Origin of the sequence: Rudaea sp. (assembly GCF_036560865.1) — a bacterium.
Lineage (GTDB): Bacteria > Pseudomonadota > Gammaproteobacteria > Xanthomonadales > Rhodanobacteraceae > Rudaea.
In genome coordinates this window covers 1-9,852 of the sequence record NZ_DATBQK010000106.1, presented here as the reverse complement: position 1 = coordinate 9,852, position 9,852 = coordinate 1, and the positions used below count along the sequence as shown (strand labels likewise).

Genomic DNA, 9,852 nt, shown 5'->3' with positions numbered 1-9,852 from the left:
CGCCCGCAGAACGGCAAGCTGCTGTCGCTCAAGGTACGCATCGAACAAGCGCAGAAGGCGGCACCGCCGCCAGCGCCAAACGCACAAGCCGCCGCGCCGCCGGCTGCGGCTCCGCCCACCGCAGCACCGACGACAGCGCCGGCTACGCCGCCATCCGCGGCTCCAGCATCGGCTGGTACCGTCGCAGCAAAAACTCCAGCCTCGGCGAATACCGCTGCGCCTCCAGGGCCGCCCGCATCCCCGCCGGCACCGGTGCCGCCGGCCACGTCAGCATCCGCCGCCGCGGGGCCGGCAGCGGTCGTCGCGCGCGGCGAGTTGTTGCTCAACGCGCAGCCGTGGGCGAATGTCGAATCGGTCCTCGACGAGCATCAACAGGCGATCAAATTGCCCACCGACGCGAGCACCCCATTTGCCTTGCTGCTGCCGGTCGGCAAGTACGTCGTCAGCTTCCGCAATCCGCTCGCCGAGAAACCTGTGCAGGTCGTTGCGGTCATCGAAGCGAACAAGCGCACTCGCGCCAATGCGGCGTTCGCGACCGCCAAGCCCGCGACTGCGAACGCGGCGCCGGCGCTGACGCGGGCACAACAGGATTATCTCGCGGGACGCTACGCCGCGGCCGCGCGCGTCGATCCGGCCGTGTTGTCCGATGCGGCGGCGAAGTTTCATGCGTATCTGATTCGCTCCGCGTCGAGCTTCATGCTCGCCAGCACCGGTGGCGATACGAGTCTCATGGTCGCCGCGCGCGCGGACGCACGCGCCGCACTGGCGCTCGATGCGCACGCGCCGCCGGACGCGACGACGTTTCCGCCGCGCTTCCTCGCGTTCTACGCCGAGACGCGCTGACCTTCGCGCCGGATCGCCGCAACTGCGGCACGGCGTATACTCACATTCACGAATTTCCTCGGAGCAACGGCTATGGGTGGTATGGGCGGCGTACTCGCACTGATCCTGATCATCGTCATCTTGACCGCGATCTCGAAAACGATCCGCATCGTGCCGCAGGGTTACGAGTGGACCAAGGAAACCTTCGGCCGCTATACCAGCACGATGGAGCCGGGCCTGCACATCCTGGTTCCCCTGTATCAGGCGGTCGGACGCAAGATGAACATGATGGAGCAGGTGCTCGACGTACCTTCGCAGGACGTGATCACCAAGGACAACGCGGTCGTGCGCGTCGACGGCGTCGTGTTTTACCAGGTGCTCGACGCGGCCAAGGCGGCGTACGAAGTGTCCAATCTCAATCAGGCGATCCTCAACCTGATCATGACCAATATCCGCACCGTGCTCGGCTCGATGGATCTCGATGAGTCGCTGAGCAAGCGCGACGAGATCAACGCGCGTCTGCTCAAGGTCGTCGATGAGGCGACGCATCCGTGGGGGCTGAAGTGCAACCGCATCGAGATCAAGGACATCCAGCCGCCGCAGAACCTGATCGACTCGATGGCGCGGCAGATGAAGGCCGAGCGTGAGAAGCGAGCGAACATTCTCGAAGCCGAGGGCTTCCGCCAGGCCGCGATCCTCAAGGCCGAAGGCGAGAAGCAAGCCGTGATTCTGTCAGCCGAAGGCCAGCGCGAGGCCGCGTTCCGCGCCGCCGAGGCGCGCGAGCGTTCGGCGCAGGCAGAAGCCAAGGCGACCGAGTTGGTGTCCAACGCGATCCGTGCGGGCGACATCAACGCGATCAACTATTTCGTTGCGACCAAGTACGTCGATGCGCTCAAAGCCATGGTCGGCGCACCGAACCAGAAAATCATGCTGCTGCCGATGGAAGCCACCGGCATTCTGGGTTCGCTCGCCGGCATCGTCGAGCTGGCCAAGTCGAGCATCGAACAGCAGCAGACCACGAGGGCGTTGCCGAAACAGCCCGCACCGCCGCCAGGCAATTCCGCCTGAGCGGCGTGTTGAGATTGACCTGATGCCCTGCCCCCTTCCGCCTGCCGGCACCTCCCCCGCTGCGCAGGGGAAGGGGAAAACTATGAAGCGGCAATTCGGATTCCTTCCTCCGCTCGCGGGGGAAGGTGCCGGCAGGCGGAAGGGGGCGCCTTTCCCCAAAAGTATACATTTGGAGTAATCGCATGTTGCACTACGGCTGGTGGATTTTCGCGGTGGTACTGATCCTGGCGGAGCTGATGATGCCGGGCTATTTCATGCTCTGGGTCGGCATTGCCGCCGCGGTAGTCGGCGCGTTGCTGCTGATCCTGCCCGACCTGTCGTTCCTCGCGCAGACCGTTGCCTTCGTGCTGCTCTCCGTCGTCAGCTGCTACTGCTATTGGCGCTTTGTCCGTCCGGTTACGACCGGTCCCAGCGATCAGCCGCTGCTCAATCGCCGCGCCGAACAATTCATCGGCAAGCGCTACGTGCTCGACAGCGCCATCGTCAACGGCAATGGCAAGGTGCGCGTCGGCGATTCGCCCTGGCTCGCCTCAGGCCCCGACCTGCCGGCCGGCGCGACCGTCGAAGTGATCGCCGTCGACGGTACAACGCTCAAGGTGCGCGCGGCGGGGTAGGCTGCGGGAATGGGTGGAGGAATCAAGTCGACGCTGGTTGGCTCCATGGAGGCATGTGGCTGACCCATACCGCTCTCTGATTCCCGCCATGTGGCTAGCCTGGGCGGTCTACTGGTGGGTCTCGTCGCGTAACGTCAAGCCGGTGTTGCGCCATGAGTCGTTGTCCTCGCGGTTTTCGCACATTGCGCCTCTGGTACTCGCGCTGCTTTTTTTCTCTGCACCGGGCCAGCTGTTGCGCGAGCGCTTCCTCCCAGTCGCAACGTGGACCTTTCCAGTGGCGGTGATTGTGACCGCTGCGGGTCTGGGTTTTGCGGTGTGGGCACGCCGCTGCCTCGGTACAAACTGGAGCGGTACCGTGACCATCAAACAGGATCATGAACTCGTGACGAGCGGGCCTTACGCCCTGGCGCGTCACCCCATCTATACCGGCCTGCTGCTCGCCTTCATCGGGTCGGCCATCGCCAGGGGCGAATGGCGGTGCGTTCTGGCGGTTGCGCTCGCAACGCTGGCATTCTGGCGGAAACTTCGCATCGAGGAACGCTGGATGTACGAGCAGTTCGGGGATGTATACCGGGCGTACTGTCAGCGTGTGCGGGCGCTGATTCCCTTCGTTCTCTGAGCAGGTCAGATCCGCCCATGATCCGCATTCGTGAAATCGATCATCTGGTATTGCGCGTCGTCGACCTCGACAAGATGCTGCGCTTTTATTGCGAGGCGCTGGGCTGCACGGTCGAGCGCCGACAGGATGCGATCGGTCTCGTGCAACTGCGCGCAGGCCGATCCCTGGTCGACCTCGTGCCGGTCGATGGCAAGCTCGGCAGTGCCGGCGGCGCGGCACCGGGCAGGGAGGGGCGCAATCTCGATCACTTCTGCTTTCGCGTGGAACCGTTCGATGCAACTGCGATTCAACGCCAGCTCGAAGCCTGCGGCGTCGAGGCCGGTCCGGTGGAATCGCGTTACGGCGCGGAAGGTGAGGGGCCGTCGATCTACATCACGGACCCCGAAGGCAATATGATCGAGCTCAAGGGGCCGCCGGACGGCCGAGCCAGCGACGCGTGCTGACTCACTTCACCGCAGCAAGCAGCTGCGCAAACCGTGAAAGCTCGGCCTGGTCCATATCCGACACGACTGCGGCGGACTCATCGCCCAGCGCAACCTTGTCCAACGTATAGCCCTGCAACTGCATCCGCGTGCCGATGGCGGCGGAATCGGTTTGCGCGATGACGAACACGTCGATCAGGTGCTGGCCGTGACGATAGACCAGCACGGGCACACGCTGCGTGCCGACGTAGTCGACCCTGCCGCCGACGAGGGCGAAGCCTTGGTCGGCAAAATCCTGCACCACGGGCGCCTGCGCAACCTTGCCCGCGAACCATGGTTTGACGGTGTGCCGATCGGTGGAAACGACATCGACTGGTGAGGTTGCCGCGAGCGCACGCCAGTGGCTGGCGAACAGATCGCGTACGATCTGATTTTGTGTCTGCCGGGCCGTGGATTCACCACTGCGATTCGATGTGTTCCAGATCGATGTAAGCATGGCGCCCGCAGCGAACGCGAGTACCAGGGATGCGGCGATCGGCAACCAAACGCTGCGGATTCTGCGCGCACGGTCGGCGGCCGGTCTGGGTATCTGCATCTGGATACGCTCGCGCAGCGCGGTTGGTGCAGGGTAGCGTGGCGCATCGCTGCGCAGGCTGCGGCGCAGTGCATCGAGTTCGATCAGGGCGGCGCGGCACTCGGCGCAGCCGTCCAGATGCGTTTCGAGTTCGCGGCTCGTGGCGCGGTCGAGTTCGCCGTCGAAATACAGCGGCAGCAGGTCGTGAGCGGTCTTACAGTCCATGCGGAGTCTCCACTTCGGCGCGCACACCGTGCGCGGCCAGCGCTTTCTGCAGCAGCGCGCGCCCGCGCGCGAGGCGCGACATCACCGTGCCGATCGGCGTCTGCAGCACATCGGCGATTTCGCGATAGGACAATTCCTCGATCTCGCGCAGGATCAAAACTTCGCGGAACTCTGTTGGCAGATTGCGCAACTGCCGCGCGATCAGGCTCTGGCGTTGCGCATTGTCGACACGATCCTCGACCTCGCTCGCCTCGCTGCGCGGCAGCCAGCGCTCCGCCGTCTCAGCGCTTTGGTCGATCGCGATATTCCCCTGATCGCGAACCCGCCTGGACAGTCGTGCCAGGCAGCAGTTGCGCACGATCGCCAGCCACCACGCGCGCGCGTTGCCGCCGGCGTAGGTGTCGGCCGAACGCGCGGCGCGCAGGTAGGCGTCGTGCACGGCATCGGCGGCATCCTGCTCGTTGCCGAGCAGCCAGCGGCCGAGGTTGTAGGCCGCATCGAGATGACGCAGAACCAGATCGCCGACGAAGGCCTGGGCGGTCGCGCTGGTCACCCGGTCGTTTCCATCTGCTGATGCCGATCGCTCACATTGTCACGCTATTGCCTGCGCACATGCACGATGCCGGTCATGAACGGGTGCACGGTGCAGTAGTAGCTGAAATCGCCTTCGTTGGTAAAAGTATACTCGTAGCGATCGTCGGTATCCAGCGCCTTGGAGGCGAAGGTCTTGTCGGCGCTGGTTACCGTGTGCGGGGTTTCGTCGTGATTGGTCCAGACGATTTTCGCGCCCGGCGCAACCGTGATTTCCTTCGGCGTGAAGGCGAACTTGGTGATCTCGACGCTGGGGGCCGGCGCGTCGGTCGCAAAAACTACCGGCGCGACGCAGGCTGTGCAGATCATCGCGAGCAAGGCGCCCGCGCGCACCGGATAAGACAAGGAGTAGCGCATTCTGTTGTCCTTATATATGTGTGTACGCTCAGCGATCGAGCGGCGTATCGATCAGCGCGAGTTCGTGCCGGCCGCGCACCACGCTCAACTGACGCGTGCCGAGCAGCTTGCCGAGTTCGCCCGCCGGCACCTTGACCGGCCCGGGTTCGCCGAAGCCTGCCTGGCCGGGCGTCGGCAGCGGGTAGGCGAGCGACATCGCGGTGTGCAACGCGATATGGCCTTCGACCTTCTGCAGCACCTGATGGATATGGCCGTTGAGCACGGTGACCGAACCGTAGGGGCGCAGCAGCGCGAGCGCGACCGCGGAATCGGCCGTACCCCAGCCCCAAGGCTCCCACACCGTCCACATCGGAATATGCGCGAGCACGACGATCGGCGTCGAATGCGAGACGTGCGCGAGATCGGTTTTCAGCCAGGCGAGTTGCTCGTCGCCGAGCGCGGACATCGTGCCCATCTTGAAATTGAGCGTATTGGTCAGGCCGATGACGTGCACGCCGCCCTGATCGAAGCTGTACCAGCCTCTGCCCTTGCCATCGTGATCGAAGAATTTGAGGTAGCCGGAAAGCCCATCGTCGATCGTGTCGTGCTCGCCGGGAATCGTGTGCACACGATCGACATGGATTTCCGTGAGGATTTCCTTCGCCTGGCCGAATTCCTCCGGTCTGGACAGGTGGCTTACATCGCCGGTATGCACGACGAATGCGGGCGTCTGCGCCAGGCCGTTGATATCGGCGATCGCGCGACGCAGCGAGCCCACCACGTCGGGATTGGCTTCCTTGTGAAAGCCGATATGCGTATCGCTGATCTGCACGAAGGTCAGGGCGTTTTTCGAGGCGGCGGCGATGTGGTCCGACGTCGTCGCGCCGAGCGCGCGCGGTACGCCGCCGGCGACCGTCCAGACCACGGCGGCGCCGGTCCATGCGGCCAGACAGCTCAGCGCCTGGCGGCGGGAGGGGTTATGCTCGGGTACGGCCCGGTCGCGGGTGTTCATGTCGGTTCCTTGTCGTCGTGGCGGGATGCCTGTGACCCACTAGATCGGCCAGAGTGGGTGTTTATTCCCGCTGCGCCCGGTCGCCCCGGGGCCTCGGAACGGCCTGAAACAGGCCAAAGTGGCTTTTCGGCGCGATAACGGATAAACTGTTAAGACTGTGTTTAGCTGGGTCACCGTGAATCGTGGCCTGATGCGGCCGATCGTTCTTTGATCCGCTACGTCTGTCTTGTCGTTTCGTTCACTCCCTGCAACCAGTCTCGACGCGGATGTTCCGCGCGAGTTTGTTTGTCACTATTGGAGTTTCAAATGTCGAATCGTCAAAACGGTACGGTCAAGTGGTTCAACGACGCCAAGGGTTTTGGCTTCATCACCCCGGAAAGTGGCCCCGACCTGTTCGTGCATTTCCGCGCGATCCAAGGCAGCGGCTTCAAGACCCTGCAGGAAGGCCAGAAGGTAAGCTTCGTCGCCATCCAGGGTCAGAAGGGCATGCAGGCTGACCAGGTTCAGTTGGCCTAATTCGCCAGCAACCCGATACGAGGCCCCGGTTGGCGACAACCGGGGCTTTTTTGTGGCTGCGATTTGCCGAACCCGCGAGCGCAGGCAGGGGGAGACAGCACGATCGTTCGCCGCGATAATGCCATTCACACTTTTCAACTGAAGCGCGCCATGACGCAGCAAACCATACTCAACGCAACCCATCGCGCGCTCGGCGCGAAGATGGTGGATTTCGGCGGCTGGGACATGCCGCTCAATTACGGTTCGCAGATTGAAGAGCACCACGCGGTGCGCCGCGATGCGGGCATGTTCGACGTGTCGCACATGACTGTGGTCGATCTCACGGGGCCGCGCACGCGCGAATTCCTGCGCCATCTGCTCGCCAACAGTGTCGACAAATTGAAGGTGTCCGGCAAGGCGCTGTACTCGTGCATGCTGAACGAACAAGGCGGAGTGATCGACGATCTGATCGTCTATTTCCTGACTGAAGATTTCTTCCGCGTCGTGGTCAATGCGGCGACGCACGACAAGGACCTCGCCTGGATCGAAAAGCAAGCCAAGGCGTTCGACGTCAAGGTCAGCGAACGCGCGGATCTGGCGATGATCGCCGTGCAGGGTCCGAATGCGCGCGCCAAGGTGCAGTCGTTATTGACCGAAGCCACGCGCGCGGCCGCGGTGAAGATCGGCAAATTCAGCACGACGCAGGGCGATGGTTTGTTCATCGCGCGCACCGGCTACACCGGCGAGGACGGCTACGAAATCATCGTCCCCGAAGCGCAAGTCGTCGCCCTGTGGAACCAGCTGATCGCCGCGGGCGTCGCACCGGCCGGACTCGGCGCGCGCGATACCTTGCGCCTCGAAGCGGGCATGAACCTGTATGGTCAGGACATGGACGAATCGATCACGCCATGGGAAGCGGGGCTGGCGTGGACGGTGTCGCTCGAACCCGGCCGCGATTTCATCGGCCGCGAAGCGCTGGAAAAACAGAAGGCCGACGGCGTGAAGCGCGCACTGGTCGGCATGGTGATGGACGAGAAAGGCGTGCTGCGCCACGGCCAGCGCGTCGCCACCGCGCAGGGCGACGGCGAGATTCTATCGGGCACATTTTCACCGACCCTGGGCAAGGCGATCGCGTTCGCGCGCGTGCCGGCGGCGACAACGGAAAAGGCCGAGGTCGATATCCGCGGCAAGCTGGTGCCGGTGCGCATCGTCAAGTATCCGTTTGTAAGAGACGGCAAGGCTTGCGTCGTTTGAGCTTTGCTTGACGTCGACTCCGTGTAAAATCGGGGCCGCAGCGATCCATCGACTAGGACAGGACATGAACGAAATTCCCGGCGATCTGAAATTCATGAAGTCCCACGAGTGGGCGCGCGTCGAAGACAACGGCACGGTTACGATCGGTATTTCCGATCACGCGCAGGGATTGCTCGGCGACCTCGTCTATGTCGAATTGCCCAGCGTTGGCGACACGGTAACGGCCGGCACCGCCTGCGCGGTAGTCGAGTCGGTCAAGGCCGCCTCGGATGTTTATGCTCCGGTGTCGGGCGAAGTGATCTCGGTCAACGCCGCACTTGGCGACAAGCCCGAGACGATCAACGAGGACGCTTACGGCGAAGGCTGGATCTTCGTCGTCAAGCCGAGCAACCTGGCCGAGGAATCCGAAGAACTGCTCGATCCGGATGCGTACGCCGAGGTGATCGAGGACGAAGACCACTAGAGGCCGGGACTCGAGACTCGGGGCGCGAGGCTCGCTGAAATGCAGGCTCTCGAATTCCGGATTGCTCGGGTCCATGCCTTCGCTCGAAGTAACCCAATCGATTTCTGATTCTCCACCCCGGTGCACCGGTGCTCCTGCGAGCCCCGAGCCCCGAGTCCCGAGTCCCGCTGATGCCTTTTATTCCCCATTCCGAAGCCGACGTCCGCGCGATGCTCAAGACCATCGGCGTGCAGAGTATCGAAGACCTGTTCGACGAAATTCCGCCCGGTCTGAAAATCGAGCAGCTCAAGGCCGTGCCGGCGGGCCTGAACGAGATGGATGTGACGCGCCTGATGAAAGCGCGTGCGGCGCAGGATGGCACGCCGCTCAACTTCGCCGGCGCCGGCGCTTATGAGCACCATATCCCGGCGGCGGTGTGGGCGATCGTTTCGCGCGGCGAATTCTATTCGGCCTACACGCCGTACCAGGCCGAGGCGAGCCAGGGCACGCTGCAACTGATCTACGAATATCAGACGATGATCACGCGCCTCACCGGCATGGACGTGAGCAACGCCTCGATGTACGACGGCGCGACCGCACTGGCAGAAAGCGTGCTGATGGCTGAGCGCTGCGCGAAGAAGGGGCCGCGCAAGGTGCTCGTGCCCAAGTCGGTGCATCCGGCCTATCGCAAGACTCTGCACACGATCGTCGCCCTGCAAAATATAGAAGTGGTCGAAGTGGACTTTTGCCACGAGGGTGCGGCGTCGGGTGGCATCGCCGCTGACTGGCTCGCGCAGCAGGACTTTGGCGCGTTCACCGCGCTGGTGATTCCGCAGCCGAACTTTTTCGGTGCGCTCGAAGATGTCGATGCGCTGACCGACTGGGCGCATGCCAAGGGCGCGCTGGTGATCGGCGTGGTCAATCCGCTTTCGCTCGCCGTGCTCAAACCACCTCGCGCATGGGGAGCGACAGGCGCGGACATCGTCTGCGGCGACGGCCAGCCGTTCGGCGTGCCGCTGTCGTCGGGCGGTCCGTACTTCGGCATCCTCGCCTGCAAGCAGGAGTTCGTGCGCCAGATGCCCGGGCGCATCGTCGGCCGCACGACCGACCTCGACGGCAAGCCGGGCTTCGCGCTCACCCTGCAGGCGCGCGAGCAGCACATCCGTCGCGCCAAGGCGACTTCGAACATCTGCACGAACCAGGGCCTGCTCGTGACGGCCGCGACGATCACGATGGCGTTGCTCGGCAGCGAGGGCGTGACGCGCGTCGCCAACACGAGCATGCGCAACACGCGCGCGTTGCGCGACCGGTTGTGCGCGATAGCGGGCGTGAGCCAGCTGTTCTCGCGTCCGTTCTTCCACGAGGTCGCCCTGCGCCT

The 9,852-nt window shown here is 63.8% G+C and carries 13 protein-coding genes; 9 read left to right on the top strand and 4 right to left on the bottom strand.

The genetic code is table 11. The features are described from left to right. The 5 genes from VIE67_RS11050 to VIE67_RS11030 form a co-directional block, all read left to right on the top strand. Positions 1-843 (top strand): hypothetical protein (locus VIE67_RS11050; RefSeq protein WP_332026157.1); only part of this gene is annotated, 843 nt, incomplete at its 5' end. A gap of 81 nt (positions 844-924) precedes the next feature. Continuing rightward, positions 925-1,890, top strand: coding sequence for an SPFH domain-containing protein (locus VIE67_RS11045; RefSeq protein WP_332026159.1), 966 nt, complete (start codon positions 925-927; stop codon positions 1,888-1,890). Positions 1,891-2,072: 182 nt separating this feature from the next. Next, entirely contained in the window at positions 2,073-2,504 is a 432-nt protein-coding gene (locus VIE67_RS11040; RefSeq protein WP_332026155.1) for an NfeD family protein, read from the top strand. Between the two features lie 88 nt (positions 2,505-2,592). Next, positions 2,593-3,123 carry a methyltransferase family protein gene (locus VIE67_RS11035; RefSeq protein ID WP_332026153.1) on the top strand — a complete coding sequence of 177 codons (531 nt, stop codon included), beginning with the start codon at positions 2,593-2,595 and terminating at the stop codon, positions 3,121-3,123. A gap of 17 nt (positions 3,124-3,140) precedes the next feature. Beyond that, on the top strand, positions 3,141-3,566 hold the full coding sequence (locus VIE67_RS11030) for a VOC family protein (protein ID WP_332026151.1): 426 nt from the start codon (positions 3,141-3,143) through the stop codon (positions 3,564-3,566). 1 nt (position 3,567) lies between these two features. On the opposite strand, the gene VIE67_RS11025 is transcribed toward VIE67_RS11030, so the two are convergent. From VIE67_RS11025 to VIE67_RS11010, 4 genes are read right to left on the bottom strand one after another with little or no spacing between them, the layout of a single operon-like run. Then, complete coding sequence (locus VIE67_RS11025) at positions 3,568-4,344, bottom strand: anti-sigma factor family protein (RefSeq protein ID WP_332026149.1); 777 nt, start codon at positions 4,342-4,344, stop codon at positions 3,568-3,570. After that, entirely contained in the window at positions 4,334-4,897 is a 564-nt protein-coding gene (locus VIE67_RS11020) for a sigma-70 family RNA polymerase sigma factor (RefSeq protein ID WP_332026147.1), read from the bottom strand. The genes VIE67_RS11025 and VIE67_RS11020 overlap by 11 nt, the downstream gene beginning before the upstream one ends. A 44-nt stretch (positions 4,898-4,941) precedes the next feature. Further along, positions 4,942-5,292, bottom strand: coding sequence for a cupredoxin domain-containing protein (locus VIE67_RS11015; protein ID WP_332026145.1), 351 nt, complete (start codon positions 5,290-5,292; stop codon positions 4,942-4,944). Positions 5,293-5,320: 28 nt separating this feature from the next. Then, positions 5,321-6,283, bottom strand: coding sequence for a metallophosphoesterase family protein (locus VIE67_RS11010; protein WP_332026143.1), 963 nt, complete (start codon positions 6,281-6,283; stop codon positions 5,321-5,323). Between the two features lie 306 nt (positions 6,284-6,589). Between VIE67_RS11010 and VIE67_RS11005 the strand changes: the two genes are divergently transcribed. The 4 genes from VIE67_RS11005 to gcvPA all read left to right on the top strand — a co-directional run. Then, on the top strand, positions 6,590-6,799 hold the full coding sequence (locus VIE67_RS11005; protein WP_332026141.1) for a cold-shock protein: 210 nt from the start codon (positions 6,590-6,592) through the stop codon (positions 6,797-6,799). Positions 6,800-6,949: 150 nt separating this feature from the next. Then, positions 6,950-8,032, top strand: a complete 1,083-nt coding sequence (gcvT, locus tag VIE67_RS11000; RefSeq protein WP_332026139.1) for a glycine cleavage system aminomethyltransferase GcvT — start codon at positions 6,950-6,952, stop codon at positions 8,030-8,032. A gap of 64 nt (positions 8,033-8,096) precedes the next feature. Next, on the top strand, positions 8,097-8,495 hold the full coding sequence (gene gcvH, locus VIE67_RS10995; RefSeq protein WP_332026137.1) for a glycine cleavage system protein GcvH: 399 nt from the start codon (positions 8,097-8,099) through the stop codon (positions 8,493-8,495). Between the two features lie 209 nt (positions 8,496-8,704). Further along, the coding region (gene gcvPA, locus VIE67_RS10990) for an aminomethyl-transferring glycine dehydrogenase subunit GcvPA (RefSeq protein WP_332026135.1) at positions 8,705-9,852 on the top strand (1,148 nt) is incomplete at its 3' end.

Excerpts from the sequence above, each read along its gene's own strand:
- VIE67_RS11045 (WP_332026159.1), top strand. The coding sequence starts at position 925 with ATGGGCGGCGTACTCGCACTGATCCTGATCATCGTCATCTTGACCGCG.
- VIE67_RS11015 (WP_332026145.1), bottom strand. The coding sequence starts at position 5,292 with ATGCGCTACTCCTTGTCTTATCCGGTGCGCGCGGGCGCCTTGCTCGCG.
- gcvH (WP_332026137.1), top strand. The coding sequence starts at position 8,097 with ATGAACGAAATTCCCGGCGATCTGAAATTCATGAAGTCCCACGAGTGG.
- gcvT (WP_332026139.1), top strand. The coding sequence starts at position 6,950 with ATGACGCAGCAAACCATACTCAACGCAACCCATCGCGCGCTCGGCGCG.
- VIE67_RS11025 (WP_332026149.1), bottom strand. The coding sequence starts at position 4,344 with ATGGACTGTAAGACCGCTCACGACCTGCTGCCGCTGTATTTCGACGGC.
- VIE67_RS11030 (WP_332026151.1), top strand. The coding sequence starts at position 3,141 with ATGATCCGCATTCGTGAAATCGATCATCTGGTATTGCGCGTCGTCGAC.
- VIE67_RS11040 (WP_332026155.1), top strand. The coding sequence starts at position 2,073 with ATGTTGCACTACGGCTGGTGGATTTTCGCGGTGGTACTGATCCTGGCG.
- VIE67_RS11010 (WP_332026143.1), bottom strand. The coding sequence starts at position 6,283 with ATGAACACCCGCGACCGGGCCGTACCCGAGCATAACCCCTCCCGCCGC.
- VIE67_RS11035 (WP_332026153.1), top strand. The coding sequence starts at position 2,593 with ATGTGGCTAGCCTGGGCGGTCTACTGGTGGGTCTCGTCGCGTAACGTC.
- VIE67_RS11005 (WP_332026141.1), top strand. The coding sequence starts at position 6,590 with ATGTCGAATCGTCAAAACGGTACGGTCAAGTGGTTCAACGACGCCAAG.